Annotated in this window: 15 protein-coding genes; 5 read left to right on the forward strand and 10 right to left on the reverse strand. The window is 72.7% G+C overall.

Features of this window, described 5'->3' with window-relative positions; genetic code table 11:
* Positions 1–132 precede the first annotated feature (132 nt).
* The 5 genes from V5O40_RS18275 (at position 133) to V5O40_RS18295 (ending at position 5,989) form a co-directional block, all read left to right on the forward strand.
* Positions 133–951: an ATP-binding cassette domain-containing protein gene (locus V5O40_RS18275; protein ID WP_269738260.1), complete on the forward strand. Its 819-nt coding sequence runs from the start codon at positions 133–135 to the stop codon at positions 949–951.
* Complete coding sequence (locus V5O40_RS18280) at positions 948–2,207, forward strand: sugar ABC transporter permease (protein WP_332906584.1); 1,260 nt, start codon at positions 948–950, stop codon at positions 2,205–2,207. Before V5O40_RS18275 ends, V5O40_RS18280 begins: the two co-directional genes overlap by 4 nt.
* Positions 2,208–2,235: 28 nt before the next feature.
* Positions 2,236–3,417 carry an ROK family transcriptional regulator gene (locus tag V5O40_RS18285; protein WP_332906585.1) on the forward strand — a complete coding sequence of 394 codons (1,182 nt, stop codon included), beginning with the start codon at positions 2,236–2,238 and terminating at the stop codon, positions 3,415–3,417.
* A 142-nt stretch (positions 3,418–3,559) separates the two neighbouring features.
* Positions 3,560–4,297, forward strand: a complete 738-nt coding sequence (locus tag V5O40_RS18290; protein WP_269738263.1) for a DUF4142 domain-containing protein — start codon at positions 3,560–3,562, stop codon at positions 4,295–4,297.
* A gap of 18 nt (positions 4,298–4,315) precedes the next feature.
* Positions 4,316–5,989, forward strand: a complete 1,674-nt coding sequence (locus tag V5O40_RS18295; RefSeq protein ID WP_332906586.1) for a copper resistance CopC/CopD family protein — start codon at positions 4,316–4,318, stop codon at positions 5,987–5,989.
* An 18-nt stretch (positions 5,990–6,007) separates the two neighbouring features.
* Here the strand turns inward: V5O40_RS18295 and V5O40_RS18300 are convergent, their stop codons facing one another.
* The 10 genes from V5O40_RS18300 to V5O40_RS18345 all read right to left on the reverse strand — a co-directional run bounded on the left by V5O40_RS18300 (position 6,008) and on the right by V5O40_RS18345 (position 15,066).
* Positions 6,008–6,262 (reverse strand): hypothetical protein, encoded by a 255-nt coding sequence (locus tag V5O40_RS18300; RefSeq protein WP_210936599.1) that lies wholly within the window; start codon positions 6,260–6,262, stop codon positions 6,008–6,010.
* Positions 6,263–6,275: 13 nt separating this feature from the next.
* Positions 6,276–7,322, reverse strand: coding sequence for a tRNA (adenosine(37)-N6)-threonylcarbamoyltransferase complex transferase subunit TsaD (gene tsaD / locus V5O40_RS18305; protein ID WP_332906587.1), 1,047 nt, complete (start codon positions 7,320–7,322; stop codon positions 6,276–6,278).
* A gap of 8 nt (positions 7,323–7,330) precedes the next feature.
* Positions 7,331–7,783, reverse strand: coding sequence for a ribosomal protein S18-alanine N-acetyltransferase (rimI, locus tag V5O40_RS18310; RefSeq protein WP_332906588.1), 453 nt, complete (start codon positions 7,781–7,783; stop codon positions 7,331–7,333).
* Between the two features lie 23 nt (positions 7,784–7,806).
* Positions 7,807–8,484 carry a tRNA (adenosine(37)-N6)-threonylcarbamoyltransferase complex dimerization subunit type 1 TsaB gene (gene tsaB, locus V5O40_RS18315; protein WP_332906589.1) on the reverse strand — a complete coding sequence of 226 codons (678 nt, stop codon included), beginning with the start codon at positions 8,482–8,484 and terminating at the stop codon, positions 7,807–7,809.
* Between the two features lie 143 nt (positions 8,485–8,627).
* Positions 8,628–9,785 carry a glycoside hydrolase family 11 protein gene (locus V5O40_RS18320; RefSeq protein WP_332906590.1) on the reverse strand — a complete coding sequence of 386 codons (1,158 nt, stop codon included), beginning with the start codon at positions 9,783–9,785 and terminating at the stop codon, positions 8,628–8,630.
* A gap of 312 nt (positions 9,786–10,097) precedes the next feature.
* On the reverse strand, positions 10,098–10,799 hold the full coding sequence (gene ung / locus V5O40_RS18325; RefSeq protein ID WP_332906591.1) for a uracil-DNA glycosylase: 702 nt from the start codon (positions 10,797–10,799) through the stop codon (positions 10,098–10,100).
* Positions 10,800–10,859: 60 nt separating this feature from the next.
* Entirely contained in the window at positions 10,860–11,357 is a 498-nt protein-coding gene (gene tsaE, locus V5O40_RS18330) for a tRNA (adenosine(37)-N6)-threonylcarbamoyltransferase complex ATPase subunit type 1 TsaE (RefSeq protein ID WP_332906616.1), read from the reverse strand.
* Positions 11,336–12,439 (reverse strand): alpha/beta fold hydrolase, encoded by a 1,104-nt coding sequence (locus V5O40_RS18335; protein ID WP_332906592.1) that lies wholly within the window; start codon positions 12,437–12,439, stop codon positions 11,336–11,338. The genes tsaE and V5O40_RS18335 overlap by 22 nt, the downstream gene beginning before the upstream one ends.
* Positions 12,436–13,554, reverse strand: a complete 1,119-nt coding sequence (gene alr, locus V5O40_RS18340; protein WP_332906593.1) for an alanine racemase — start codon at positions 13,552–13,554, stop codon at positions 12,436–12,438. The genes V5O40_RS18335 and alr overlap by 4 nt, the downstream gene beginning before the upstream one ends.
* 42 nt (positions 13,555–13,596) lie before the next feature.
* Complete coding sequence (locus tag V5O40_RS18345; protein WP_332906594.1) at positions 13,597–15,066, reverse strand: NAD(P)H-hydrate dehydratase; 1,470 nt, start codon at positions 15,064–15,066, stop codon at positions 13,597–13,599.
* Positions 15,067–15,231: the final 165 nt, after the last annotated feature.

The raw sequence follows: 15,231 nt of genomic DNA on the forward strand, positions 1-15,231 counted from the left end.
GCTCGGCCCCCCCGCGGCCTACCGCGCCCCACCCCCGCCTGGGGGGCGCCCCCCCCCCCGCCACCCCCGTGCCGGGCGGCGTGCCGCCGCTGGACGGGCCCCGATCTCCCCTCCGCGACAAAGGAGAACCCCGTGTCCGCGACCCCTCTGCTGGAGCTACGCGGGATCGACAAGAGTTTCGGTCCCGTCCAGGTTCTACGCGATGTCGCCTTCGCCGCCTATCCGGGCGAGGTCACCGCGCTGGTCGGTGACAACGGTGCCGGCAAGTCGACCCTGGTCAAGTGCATCAGCGGCATCTACCCGACCGACGCCGGGCAGTTCGTCTTCGACGGCCGGCCGGTGAACATCCACAGCCCGCGCGACGCCGCGGCGCTCGGCATCGAGGTCGTCTACCAGGACCTCGCGCTCTGCGACAACCTCGACATCGTGCAGAACATGTTCCTCGGCCGCGAGAAGCGCAGCGGCATCGTGCTCGACGAGCCGACCATGGAACAGATGGCGGCCGAGACCCTCGCCGGGCTCTCCGTACGCACCGTCAAGTCGTTGCGCCAGCAGGTCTCCAGCCTCTCCGGCGGCCAGCGTCAGACGGTGGCGATCGCCAAGGCGGTGCTCTGGAACAGCAAGCTGGTGATCCTGGACGAGCCGACCGCCGCGCTCGGCGTCGCGCAGACCGCCCAGGTGCTCGAACTGGTCCGGCGGCTGGCCGACAACGGTCTGGCCGTCGTGCTGATCTCGCACAACATGAACGACGTCTTCGCCGTCTCCGACCGGATCGCCGCGCTCTACCTCGGCCAGATGGTCGCGCAGGTGAAGACCACCGACATCACTCACGCGCAGGTGGTCGAGCTGATCACCGCCGGTCGCTCCGGCGGGCTCGGTCTCACCGGCGAACCGGCCACCAACGGCAACGGCGCGGCGCCGGCCGGCAGCACCACGGGAGGCGTCTCATGAGCACCACCGCCGTCAAGCAGGAGGGTCCGGCCGCAGTCACGTCGACGCCCTCCGTCGGCACGCACGTCCGCAGCTACTGGCGACGGGTACGCGGTGGCGACATCGGCGCCCTGCCCGCCGTGCTCGGTCTGCTCGTCCTCTGCACGGTCTTCTCGATCCTGCGGCCCTCGTTCCTCAGCGCCGGGAACTTCGCCAACCTGTTCACCCAGGGCGCGGCGGTCACCCTGATCGCGATGGGCCTGGTCTTCGTCCTGCTGCTGGGTGAGATCGACCTGTCGGCCGGCTTCGCCAGCGGCGTCTGCGCGGCGGTGCTGGCCAACGTGGTCACCGTGCTCGGCCACCCCTGGTACGTCGCGGTGGCCGCCGCCGTGCTCACCGGCATGGTGATCGGTACGACGCTCGGTCTCCTGGTCGCCAAGATCGGCATTCCCTCCTTCGTGGTCACCCTCGCCGGCTTCCTGGCCTTCCAGGGCGTGGTGCTGCTGCTCATGGAGGAAGGCCGCAACATCTCGGTGCGCGACTCGGTGCTGGTGGCGATCGCCAACCGCAACCTGCCGCCGTTGCTCGGCTGGGCGCTCGCCGCCGTGGCCGTCGCCGGCTACGCCGCCGTGCAACTGCTGCGCTACCGCAACCGCGCCGCGCGGGGTCTGGTCACCGACCCGATGGCGGTGGTGCTCGCCCGGATCGGCGGCCTGGCGGTCATCCTCGGCCTCGCGGTGTACGTGCTCAACCTGGAGCGCAGCCGCAACGTGCTGATCAGCTCGCTCAAGGGTGTGCCGATCGTCGTACCGATCATCGCCGTGCTGCTCGTCGTCTGGACCTTCGTGCTGCACCGCACCAGCTACGGCCGGCACATCTACGCGGTCGGCGGCAACAAGGAGGCCGCCCGCCGGGCCGGTATCAACGTGGACCGGATCCGCATCTCGGTCTTCGTCATCTGCTCCACCATGGCCGCGATCGGCGGCATCGTGGCCGCCAGCCGGGCCAACTCGGTCGACCCGAACACCGGCGGCAGCAACGTGCTGCTCTATGCCGTGGGCGCGGCCGTTATCGGCGGTACCAGCCTCTTCGGCGGCAAGGGCCGGGTGCTGGACGCGGTGCTCGGCGGCGCGGTGGTCGCGGTGATCGACAACGGCATGGGCCTGATGGGCTACAGCTCGGGCGTCAAGTACGTGGTCACCGGCGTGGTCCTGCTCCTGGCGGCCAGCGTCGACGCGCTGTCGCGCCGGCGAGCCGCCACCAGCGGTAGTCGCTGATCCGCTGCACCGAAGGTAGTCACAACCGATGCGCGTGGGACCGAGCCAGGACGAGATTCGTCGACAGAATCTGGGGGCCCTGCTGCGCTACGTGCACGTGCACGGTGCCACCACACGGGCGGAACTGACCACCGCACTGGGGTTGAACCGGAGCACCATCGGCGCGCTCACCGCCGACCTCGCCGCGGCCGGCCTGGTGACTGAGGGGGCGCCGAAGGAAACCGGCCGGGCCGGACGACCGTCGCTGGTCGTCCGGCCCGAGTCGGACCGGGTCTTCGCGTACGCGTACAGCATCGAGGTGGACCGGCTGCGGGCCGCGCGGGTCGGGCTCGGCGGCGCGGTGATCGACCGCCGGGAGCTGGACCGCCCTCGCGGTCTGACCGCCGCCGAGGCGGCCCCGCTGCTGGCCGGTGCGGTCAAGGAGATGCGGCAGGCGCTGCCGGAGGACGCCGTCTGCGTCGGTGCCGGGGTGGCGGTCTGCGGGATGGTCCGCCGCGACGACGGGCTGGTCCGGCTCGGTCCGACCACCGGCTGGGTGGACGAGCCGATCGGCACCGCCCTCGGTACGGAACTCGGGGTCGACGTGCCGGTCACGGTCGGAAACGTGGCCGACGTGGCCGCCTTCGCCGAGCACGCCCGGGGCGCGGCGGCCGGCTGCGACAACGTCATCTACCTCTACGGCGACGTCGGCGTCGGTGCCGGGATCATCGCCGGCGGCCGGCGGCTGACCGGGCACGGCGGCTACAGCGGCGAGGTGGGCCACATGGTGGTGGTCCGGGACGGGGCCCGCTGCGAGTGCGGCAACCGGGGGTGCTGGGAGACCGAGATCGGCGAGCACGGGCTGCTCCGGGCCGCCGGCCGTTCCGACGCCCGGGGCCGGGAGGCGATGCTCGCGGTCTTCGACGCCGCCGACCGCGGGGACGCCCAGGCCCAGATCGCGGTACGCCAGGCCGGTGACTGGCTCGGCTTCGGCGTCGCCAACCTGGTGAACATCTTCAACCCGGAGATGGTCATCTTCGGCGGCACCATGCGCGACCTCTACCTGGCCGCCGCCGCCCAGGTGCGCAGCCGGCTGAACTCCAACGGACTGCCGGCCTGCCTGGAGCACGTCCGGCTGCGTACGCCGAAGCTCGGCGAGGACGCTCCCCTGGTCGGCGCGGCCGAACTCGCCTTCGACCGGCTGCTCGCCGATCCGCTCGACGTCAGCTGACCTCCAGTTCCAGATTTCGCGAACCGGTTTCGCCATCCGCTGAACTGATCGGCCGCACAATCCGTACCAGGTTGCGGACGGCCGACGGGTGCGGACGTCCGACGCTCAACGATCGGTTCTCGTCCGAGGAGGCGCCGCAGACATGGCACCGCTGGATTCCGCTCGTCGCCGGCAGGGCAACCGGTCCCGTCGCTTGGCGGTGCTGCTCACCACGATCGTCGCAGCTCTCGTCGTCCTGCCCGGCGTGGCGTTGGCCGCGCCCGCCGCCCAGCAACTCGCCGCCGCCGACCAGGCCCTGCTCGACGGCGTGCGGCTGGCCGGTCTGTGGGAGATGCCGGCCGGGCAGATGGCCGCCGAGAAGGGTCAGTCCCGGGTGGTCCGCGAGGTCGGCGCCGAGATCGCCCGGCAGCACGAGGAGCTTGACCGGATCACCGTCGAGGCGGCCAACAAGCTGGGTGCGGTCATCCCCAACGCGCCGACCGCCGAGCAGCAGGGCTGGCTCACCGAGATGAAGGACGCCCGGGGCGCCCGCTTCGACCAGATCTTCGTCACCCGGCTCCGGGTCGCCCACGGCAAGATCTTCCCGGTCATCGGCGCGGTGCGGGCCAGCACCCGCAACGAGGTGATCCGCGACCTGGCCAACTCGGCCAACACGTTCGTCGGCGACCACATGCGGATGCTGGAGAGCACCGGCCTGGTCCGCTACGCCGAGCTGCCGCCCGCCGCACTGCCGGCACCGGGCAACGACGGCCTGCTCGCCGCCGCGCAGGCCAACACCGGCCCGCAGATCGGCGTGAGCAACACGCTCATCTGGGCGATCTTCCTCGGCGCCCTGGGCACCGGCGGCTTCCTCACGTACCGCATGTTCCGTCGTAGCTGACCGCCACCGCGCCGATCGATGACCGCCCGCACCCGAGCCGCTGCCCTGCTCGGGCTGGTGCTCACCGCGCTGTGCGTCGCCCTGGGCCCCGCCGGCCCGGCGGCGGCGCACGCCGTGGTGGTCGCCACCACCCCGCAGCGCGACGAGGTGCTCGGGTACGCGCCCCGCGAGGTGCTTGTCACCTTCAGCGAGACCATCGCCGTGGTCCCCGGCCGGGTGCAGGTCCTCGCGCCGGACGGCAAGCGGATCAACGTCGGCGAACCCGAGGTCCGGGACCGGACGATCCGGATCGCCCTGCGGCCCTCGGACCGTCCGCTCGGCACCTACCTGGTCAGCTACCGGGTCATCTCGGCGGACAGCCACCCGGTGGCGGGCAGCTTCACCTTCGCCGCCGGAGCACCGTCGGCGACCCCACCGGAGCCGGCCCTGGCGGAGTCCGAGTCGCCGGGCGGGGTGCTGGTTCCGGCCGCGAAGTACCTCGGATACCTGGGGCTGCTCCTGGCGGTCGGCCCGCCGCTGCTCGCGGCAACCATCTGGCCCCGCCGTCGCTCCCGTCGAGGCGCCACGGCCACCGCGCTGGTCGGGCTCGGTCTGGTCGCCGCCGGCACCCTCGGCACCTGGGTCGGGCAGGCCGCCCAGGTGGTGGGTGCGCCGGTCGGGCAACTCTCTCCGGCCGATCTGCGGGCCGTGGCGGACAGCGACGTCGGCGTGGTGCTGGCCGTACGGCTGGCGCTGGTGGGGCTGGCCGCGATCCTGCTGCCGACGGTGCTGCGGGGCGCTGTCGACCGGTCGCCGGCCGGTCCCGGCGTCGCCGGACGGGTACGCGGTTGGGCACTGGCGGCGGTCGGCCTGGCCGGGTTCGTCACCTGGCCGCTGGCCGGGCATCCGGTCGCCTCGCCGCTGCCGCCGGTGAGCATCGCCCTGGGTACCCTGCACGTCGCGGGGGTGACCGCCTGGTTGGGCGGGCTGTTCGCGCTCACCGTGTTCCTGCTCCGGGGTACCCACCGGCGGGTGCTCGCCCGGATCCTGCCGGCCTGGTCCCGGCTGGCCACCCTCGCGGTGGCCTGGCTGGTCGCCGCCGGCCTCGGTCAGGCCGTGATCGAACTCGGCCGGCCCGCCGCCCTGTGGGGCAGCACCTACGGTCGTCTGCTGCTGGCCAAGGCGGCGCTGCTGGCCGGGGTGCTGGCGGTGGCGGCCGGGCAACGCCGACTGATCAGGCGACGGATCGCGGCGGACCGGCCCCGTTGGGTCGCTCGGGCGGCCGGCGTGGAACTCGCCGTGACGGCGGTGGTGCTGGCCCTGACGGCGGTGCTGGTGCAGACCCCGCCCGGCCGGTCCGTCGGTACCGCGGCCGACGGGGTGAGCCGGGAGGGCGTCGCACAGTCACTCACCACCGACCTGTTCACCCTGCAGTTCGACATCTACCCGGCGGTCGCCGGCACCGCGAACAGCCTGCACGCCTACGTCTACACCCCGCAGGCGAAGGAGTTGCCGGTGGCGGAGTGGACGGTCACCGCCGCCCTGCCGGAGGCCGGCATCGAGCCGATCACCGTCGACGTCTTCGCGCTGGAGCCGCACCACGGCAGCGCCGAGATCCACTTCCCGGTCGCCGGTGAATGGACGTTGCGGATCAGCGCCCGGACCAGTGAGATCGACCGTTCCACCGCCACCACCACGGTGACGATCCGCTGACCCGACCCGGGTGACGTCTCAGCGGTCGACCTGGGTGAAGTCCCAGGAATGCGGCTGCCGGGCGAGCAGCATCACCGGCGGATCGGGCAGCGGTTGCGGGCTGCTGCGCCACTTGGAGATCACCACGACCCGGTGGTCGGTGGAGGAGAAGACCTCGCTGGACACGTGCAGCGGGTCGTGTTCGAACTCGGGCAGCGCGCTGTCGCAGACCCAGGTGATCAGGTCGGCGAGCGCGTACGGCTCCGCCCGCGCCTCCCACATCCGTACGATCACGTCGCCGTCCCCCTCAGACGCTGACCGTGGTCAGCGGCATGGCCGAATCCGCGGGCAGGTCGAGCCGGCTCGGCGCGACACCCGAGGCGACCAGGTGCGAACCGAGGGCCGCCACCATCGCGCCGTTGTCGGTGCACAGCCCGGGCCGGGGCACCCGGACCCGGATGCCGTGCCGGGCGGCCCGCTGCTCGGCCATCGCCCGCAACCGTGAGTTGGCCGCCACTCCCCCGCCGATCACCAGGGTCCGCACACCCTGGCCACGGCAGGCGTCCAGCGCCTTGTCGACAAGCACGTCGCAGACCGCCTCCTGAAAGGACGCGGCGACGTCCGGGACCGGGACCGGCTCGCCGGCCCGCTGGCGCGCCTCCACCCACCGGGCCACCGCGGTCTTCAACCCGGAGAAGGAGAAGTCGTGGCGGTGGGCGACGAGATCCTTGGCGGCGGTCAGGCCACGCGGGAAGGCGATCGCCGCCGGGTCGCCGGCCCGGGCCTCCCGGTCGATGTAGGGCCCACCGGGGAAGGGCAGGCCGAGCAGCCGGGCCACCTTGTCGAACGCCTCGCCGGCCGCGTCGTCGATGGTGGCGCCCAGCGGGGTGACGCCCCGGGCCAGGTCGTCGACCAGCAGCAGCGACGAGTGGCCGCCGGAGACCAGCAGCGCGATCGCCGGCTCGGGCAGCGGGCCGTGCTCCAGCGTGTCCACCGCGACGTGCGCGGCGAGATGGTTGACCCCGTAGACCGGCTTCTCGGCGGCGACCGCGTACCCCTTGGCCGCGGCCACGCCGACCAGCAGCGCTCCGGCCAGGCCCGGCCCGGCGGTCACCGCGATCGCGTCGACGTCGGCGAGCGTCACGCCCGCCTCGGTCAACGCCCGCCGCATCGTCGGCACGATGGCCTCCAGATGCGCCCGGCTGGCCACCTCCGGCACCACCCCGCCGAATCGGGCGTGCTGGTCCACGCTGGACGCGAGGGCGTCGGCGAGCAGGGTGTGCCCGCGCACGACACCGACGCCGGTCTCGTCGCACGAGGTCTCGATGCCGAGGATCAGTGGTTCGTCAGCCATGGCAGGTCTCAGTCCTGGATGCGCTGCATCACCAGCGCGTCGGTGTTGCTCGGTTGGTAGTAGCCGCGCCGCACGCCGATCGGCTCGAAACCGTACGTCGCGTAGAGCCGCTGGGCCGGCGCGTTGTCGGCGGCGACCTCCAGCAGCACGGCGCGTACCCCGAGCCGGGTGGTCTCGGCGAGCAGCGCCTCCAGCAGCAGTCGGCCGATCCCCCGGCGCTGGGCGTCCCGCCGGACCGCGATGTTCTGCACCCACGCCTCGTCGGGCGGGGCGACCGCGAGCCCGGCGTAACCGAGCACCGCCCCCTCGCCGTCGGTCGCGACCCGGTAGAAATGCCCGTGGGCCAACTCGTTCCAGAACATCGGTGCCGACCACTGCTCGGCACCGAAGAGGTCCGCCTCGATCGGCAACACCTCGTCGATGTGCCACCAGCGGAACCGGCCGAGTCGCACCTCGCTCACGACAAGACCGCTCTGCCCGCGGCTCACGGCAGGACCGGTTTGCGCGCGGTCGCCGCCACCGCGTCCGGTCGACGCAGGTAGAGCGGCGTCAACGGATCACCGGGCGCGCCGGTGCGGATCCGCTCGGCGGCCAGGGTGGCCAGCGCGGTCGCGTCCGGGTAGCGCGGCTCGGGTCGCAGCGGCAGCCCTAGGACATCGGCGTACCGGTGTGCGCCATCGCCGACCACGACGGTGACGGCCAACGCGCGGGCCCGCTCGGCGGCCACCGCGGGCGCGCCGACCTCCGGCCCGACCAGGCGCTGGCCGGTGCCGTCGTAAACCGCCCAGTAGATTTCCCGGCGCCGCGCGTCGCTCGCCGCCAGCACCGGCTCGCCGGCCGCCGCCGGGTGGCCGATCGCGTCCAGCGAGCAGACACCGTACGCGGGGATGTCGAGCACCTGGGACATGGTGGCGGCGGTGACCAGCCCCACCCGCAGCCCGGTGAACGGCCCCGGGCCGACCCCGGCGACGATCGCGTGCAGGTCGGCCGGCCGGGCGGCGACGTCGGCGAGCACCGCGTCGACCTGCGGGGCAAGCAGTTCGCCGTGCGCCCGAGCGTCGACGGTGCACCGGTGCGCCCGGGTCGTGACGCCACTCGCGGTGACCTCGACGAGCGCCGCGGTCACCGCCGGGGTCGAGCTGTCCACCACCAGTACGAGCACAATGACCCAGCCTAGCCGTATCGCCTCCGGCCCTTGGACGCCCGCCCGCCATCGCCGCCGGATCGTAGCGCTCGCGCGCACTGCTGCGCTTCTCATGGAGGCACGGGGCCAGGCGCGTCAGCGCCTGGCCCCGCGGCGACCGATCAGTTGCGTCGGCTCCACTGCTGGTTCGCTCCACCCCAGCAGCTGTACAGCTGGATCATCGCCCCGTTACCGGTGCCACCGGCATCGAGGCACAACCCGGACTGCACTCCGGTGATCGTGCCGTTGGAGTTGATGTTCCACTGCTGGTTCGCGCCGCTGTGGCAGTCATACAACTGGATCCGGGTGCCGTTGCTCGTGCTGGAGTTCGGCACGTCCAGGCACTTGCCGTTCACCGTCAGCTGCCGGCCCGAGGTGTGGGTGAACCGCTGGTTCGAGCCACCGTGGCAGTCGTACAACTGGATCTGGGTGCCGTTGCTCGTGCTGGAGTTCGGCACGTCCAGGCACCGGCCGGACTGCTGACCGACGATCATCTGGCCGGACCCGCCACCGGGCGGCGGGTTGCTCGGCGGCGGGTTGCTCGGCGGCGGGTTCGAGCCCCCGCCTTCGGACAGGGTGATGTCCGAGCTGCCCTGGCTCTGGTAACCCTCGGTGGCCATGATCTGGTAGTAGTGGTTGCCCAGGTTCAGACCGACACGCGCCCAGGCGTCGAAGTGGTTGGCGGTGGTGATGGTCCCGCTGCTGCGCTTCTGCTGCCGCACACTCCAGTACTGGTAGAACGTCTGGGTGCCGTCGATCGACGGGGCGTTGACCCGCTGGCTGCGCAGGATGTCGTAGGTACCCCCGTCGGTGGTCACGCTACCCAGCCGGGTCGCGCCGCTGCTCGGGTTGTAGCTACCGAAGTTCTCGACGATGTAGTACTCGACCAGCGGACTGCGGGTCCAGCCGTACAACGCGAGGTAGCTGTTGTTGTTACCCGGGTTGTAACTGCCCGAGTAGCTGATCGTACGGCGGGTGCCCGGGTTCCAACCCTTGCCACCGACCCAGTTGTTGGTGCTCCTGCTCCACGAACTGGAGTAGCGGCCGTTCTCGCGCAACACCATGCAGGCGTCGCCGCTGTCCTTCCAGAACGAGAAGAAGAACCCGTTGTGGGTGCCTTCCGTGTTCGAGCAGACCTGCCGGTCGGCCTCGGCCTGGGCGGGGGTGGCCGAGATCGCGACGGTGCCGGTGGTGGCCAACACCGCGGCGAAGGCGGCGGCAGCCAGCATCCTGACGCGGCCGCGTCGGTGACTCTTACGGTGTGTGGGGACTTCGTTCATGGTGGTGGGCTTCTCCTTGCGAGAGGCGGCGTGACGTAATCGGCGGGGTGCGTGTGGTAGAGGGACGGTCACCACGCGTCGAGGCCGCGCCATGTTGTACGAATTGCCGGACTGTCGGTTGTGGGTGCTCCACTGCTGCCTTACGTTGCCGCTGACCCCCAGACTGAAGACGTAAGCCAGCATCTATATTTCCGATATCGTTATCCAACGACCGACGTCAGTCAAGAAGTGTCGTCCGACCGGCTCCACGACCAACCAGGCGGATGCCGCCATCTGGTACGTATGGGCGACCTGGCGGCAGGAGCACACGGCTCAGTCGGCCGAGCGCTCCCAGTCGATGGTGGGCAGGCCGGCGTCGGCGAGCGCCTTGTTGGCGGCGCTGAACGGGCGGCTGCCGAGGAAACCGCGGGGATTCATCGGGCTGGGGTGCCCGGCCTCCAGGACCACGTGCTGAGGGTTGCCGACCAGCGCCGCCTTCTTGCGGGCGTACCCACCCCAGAGCAGGAACACCACCCGCGACTCCAGGGTGTCGAGGGCCCGGATGGTCGCGTCGGTGAACTCCTCCCAACCCCGGTTGGCGTGTGACCCGGGCGTGCCCTGGCGCACGGTCAGCACCGAGTTGAGCAGCAGCACACCCTGCGCCGCCCAGCCGTCGAGGGTGCCGCTGCGCGGCTTGGGCACACCCAGATCCTCGCCCAACTCCTTGAAGACGTTGCGCAGCGACGGCGGCACCGACACACCCTCGCGCACGCTGAAGCTGAGCCCGTGGGCCTGGCCGGCGCGGTGGTAGGGGTCCTGCCCGAGGATCAGCACCCGGCAGGCCGACGGCGGGCAGAGCCGATAGGCCGAGAACAGATCCTCCAGCGGCGGGAAGACCGGGCCGGCGGCGTACTCCGCGGCGACGAACTCGCTCAGCGTGGACATCCGCGCCGGGTCGAGATGAGGCGTCAGCACCGCCCGCCACTCGTCGGGCAGCAGCGCCAGCAGGTCGAGAGCGGGGGTGTCGTCGGGCATCGGCAACCTCTCACCGGTCGGAACGTCTGCGGGCACTGTAGGCACCGGGTACGACAGCGCTCAGCCCAGGGCGGACAGGCGCTCCGCCCAGTCGCCGCCGACCGGCTCCAGCTCCGCCGTGCGGGTGTCGTCGTCGTGCCGGTGCAGGCGGATCCGCAGATGAGCGTCGGCCAGTTGCTCGACCAGTCCCTCGCCCCACTCGACCACGGTCACCGAGTCGTCGACGGAAGCGTCCAGGTCGAGGTCGTCGATCTCGGCCCGGGGATCGCCCGCGTCACCCAACCGGTACGCGTCGGCGTGCACCAGCGATACACCCCGTCCGGTCTTCGGGTCCGGGCGGTGCACCCGGGCGATCACGAAGGTCGGTGAGGTGATGTCACCGAGCACCCCCAGGCCTGCGCCGATTCCCCGGGTCAGCGCGGTCTTGCCGGCACCCAACGGACCGGTGAGCAGCACCAGGTCACCGGGGCGCAGCAACCCGGCCAGCCGTTGCCCGAAGGCGTACGTGTCCGGGACCGTCGGCAGCACGAACCCGGTCACGGGCCGTCCCGCCCGCAGGTGTCGAGAAAACGGAGCAGCGCGGCGTTCACCTCGTCGGCATGCTCCAGCATCACCACGTGACCGCTGTCGGGGATCCTGACGAACTCGGCGTGCGGCAGCCGCCGGACGATCTCCTCCGAGTGGGTCAGCGGTGTGATCATGTCCTTGTCTCCGACGATCACCAGCACCGGCGTGCCGGCCAGCGCCGCCAGCGCCGGGAACCGGGAGTGGGTCGCCAGGGTACGCAGGTAGCGGGTCACCGTGTCGGCGGAGGTACGGGAGTTCATCTCCTCCACGTACGACACCAGCGCCGGGCTGGGCGACCGGGTGCCGAAGCCGTACCTGCGGGTCAGCAACCAGGCCACGTTCGTGGTCGAGCGGCGGGCCCGGTCGATGACCGCCCCGCCGTACCGGGTGACGTTGCCCGCCATGTAGAGCACCGGCGCACCCACCCGGCCCAGCAGGGCGGGCGCGACCAGCTTCGTCTCCGCCAGCAGCCCACCCGAGGTGGCCATCAGCACGGTACCCACCACCCGGTCGCCGAACATCTCCGGATACAGCTCGGCCAGGGCCATGATGGTCATGCCACCCATCGAGTGGCCGACGAGCACCAGTGGACCCTCCGGAGCCGCCTCGTCGATCACCCGGCGCAGCGTACGGCCGAGCGCGGTCAGGTCGTACTCACCGCTCTCCAGCCGCCCCGACCGGCCGTGCCCCGGCTGGTCGTACGCGACGATCCGGTGCTCACCCCGCTCGGCGAGGAGCTTGCGCTGGAAGTGGAAGGTGCCCATGTCCAGGCAGAAGCCGTGCACCAGCAGCACGGTCGGGTTGCCGTCGACCGGCCGGGTCGGCTCGACCACCTCGACGTGGATGTCGGTGCCGTCGGGCATCTCCAGCCGGTACGCCTCGTCGTACCGCTGGTCGCCGAATACCTCGTCGGCGTACGCGTCGGTGGGGTCCGCCTTCAGCCGCCGCACCAGGGCGCGTTCCGTGGCGACCCCGGCGGCCAGCCCGGCGGCGGCCACCCCCAGCGCCGCACCGACCAGCCCGGCGGCCTTTCCGGCGGTGGTCCGGGGGCGCGGGATGCGCAGACCGGTCATGTCCGATCGCCGTCGTAGACGCGCGGGACCCGGGTGCTGCCGAACCGGGTGACGATCTCGTAGTTGATGGTGCCGACCGCCTCGGCCCAGTCGTCGGCCGTGGGCGCTCCCTCGGCCCCGTCGCCGAACAGGATCGCCACGTCGCCGGCGGCCACCGGATCGTCCCCGCAGTCGAGCACGAACTGGTCCATGCAGACCCGTCCGGAGATGGTCCGCCGGGCCCCGGCGAGCTGCACCGGGCCACGGTTCGAGGCGTGCCGGGGCACCCCGTCGGCGTAGCCGAGCGGCACCACGGCGAGGTTCGCCTCGCGTTCGGTCGTGTAGGTGTGGCCGTAGGAGACGCCCGCACCGGCCGGCACCCGCTTGGTGAGCATCACCCGGGCACGGGCGGTCATCGCCGGCCGCAACCCGTACGTCTCGCCCGCCACCGGGGAGAGGCCGTAGACGGACAGCCCCGGACGGACCAGGTCGAAGTGGGTGTCCGGCCGGGTCAGCGTGGCCGCCGAGTTGGCCAGGTGCCGGTAGCGCGGGCGTAGCCCGGCCCGCTCGACCATGGCCAGGCCCTCGTGGAAGACCGCCAACTGCCGGTCGGTGGTCGGGTGACCGGGCAGGTCGGCGTAGACGAAGTGGCTCCACACCCCGACCACCTCGACCAGCCCGTCGGCCTGTGCCTTGGCGGCGGCGTCGAGCAGGGCCGGCCAGTCGGCGACCGTCGCGCCCCCCCGGGACAGCCCAGTGTCGATCTTCAGATGCAGTCGGGCGGGCCGCCCGGCCGTCCGGCTCGCCTCCCGCATCTCGTCGAGCTGCGACAGGCTCGCCACGCCCAGGTCGACGCCGGCGGTCACGCCGGTGTGCAGGGGTAGCCCGGGGGCGAGCAGCCAGGCCAGCACCGGGGCGTCGATGCTGGCGGCGCGCAACGCCAGCGCCTCGTCCAGGGTGCAGACGCCGAGCCAGTCCGCTCCCGCGTCGAGTGCGGCCCGGGCCGCCGGGACCATGCCGTGGCCGTAGCCGTCGCCCTTGACCACCGCCATCAGTTCCGCGCTGGTGCCGGCGCGGAGCCGGTCCACGTTCTCCCGGATCGCATCAAGGTCGACACGTACCTCGGCCTGCCACATGCCCCCCACCCTACTTTCCGCGCTGATCACCACGGCGGGTACTCAGGGCAGACGCGCCACCACCGGACGCAGCGCGACGGCGACGTCCGGCGCGGTCACCGGGCCACCGCGGGCCGCTTCCCGGCCGGCCAGCCCGTGCAGGTACGCCGCTGCCGCCGCGGCCCGCTCGGCCGGCAGTCCCGACGCGAGCAACGAGCCGAGCAGTCCGGCCAACACGTCTCCGGTGCCACCGGTGGCCAACGCGGGGGTGCCGGTCGGATTGACGTACGCCCGCCCGTCCGGCGTGCCGACCACCGTGCGATCCCCCTTGAGCAGCACCACCGCGTTCATCCAGGCGGCCAGTCGAAGCGTGGCGGCGACCCGGTCGGCGCCCGGCTCCTCCCCGCAGAGCCGGGTGAACTCCCGGTCGTGCGGGGTGACCACGATCGGCGCGTCCCGTCGCCGGAGTTGCTCCGCCAGGGAGCCGTCGACGAGCAGGGTCAGCGCGTCGGCGTCCAGCACCACCGGCACCGGGGCGGCGAGCACGGTCCGCAACTCGGTCGCCGCCCGCTCGTCGGTGCCGAGTCCCGACCCGCACACCCAGGCCTGCACCCGGCCGGCGTCGGCGACCCGGCCGGTGGCGATCACCGAGGGATGCTCGCGGACCACCTCCTCCCGGGCGCCCCCGGCGTAGCGGACCAGGCCGGTCGGACCGGCGAGCGCCCCGCCGACGGAGAGCACCGCCGCACCCGGGTACGTCGCCGAGCCGGTGGCCACCCCGACCACACCCCGGGTGTACTTCTCCGAGGCGGGTCCGAGCCTCGGGTACCAGTCGGCCACGTCCGACCAGTCCAGGACGTGCCACGCGGGGCTGCCCCGCAGCCACGGCGTCAGGCCGATGTCGACAAGGTCCACCTCGCCCGCCAGCGCGGCGGCGGGCCCGACCGCGAGGGCCGGCTTCAGGGCTCCGAAGGCCACCGTCACGTCGGCGCGCACCGCGTTCGGACGGCCGGACGGCGTCAACGGCACCGCCCCGGTGTCCACCGCGACACCGCTCGGCACGTCCACCGCCACCACCGTCGCCCGCTCGCCGTCCCGCCCCCGGTGCCGCAGCAGGCTCGCCGCCAACTGCTCGGCGGTCTCCCGCAGGCCGCCGCGACCGCCGATGCCGACGATCCCGTCGAGCACCACGTCCACCACGGCCGGCGGTCGCGACACGACCCGCCCCCCGGCGGCACGCAGCGCGGCCAGCCCTTCGGCGTGCACCCGATCCGGGGTGAGCAGCAACGCCGACACGGCGGCACCGCGCCGGGCCAGCCGGGCCCCGGCGTAGAGCGCGTCACCGCCGTTGTCACCGGAGCCGACGAGCAGCAGCACCGGCGCGGCGTACACCCCGCCCCGCCCGGCGAGCAGCAACGCGCAGCGGCGGGCCAGCCCGGCGGCGGCGCGTTGCATGAGCGTGCCGGGCGGCACGGTGGCCATCAGGGCGGCCTCCGCCGCCCGTACGTCCGCCACCCGCCAGACCGGTCTCATGCCGCACCCCGTTTCCCGATCACCCGGCCAACCCTACCGGCGCGGGGGCCGCAAGATAGCCGTCGGCCGCGCCCGCGGCAACGCCTGTGGACGAACCAGGGGTACGCCGGCCGCCGGCTGTCCACAGGGCACGACCGTCGGCACCGTGGCCGCCTAGCGTCGTCG

This window comes from Micromonospora palythoicola (assembly GCF_036689795.1).
GTDB classification, from domain to species: domain Bacteria; phylum Actinomycetota; class Actinomycetes; order Mycobacteriales; family Micromonosporaceae; genus Micromonospora; species Micromonospora palythoicola.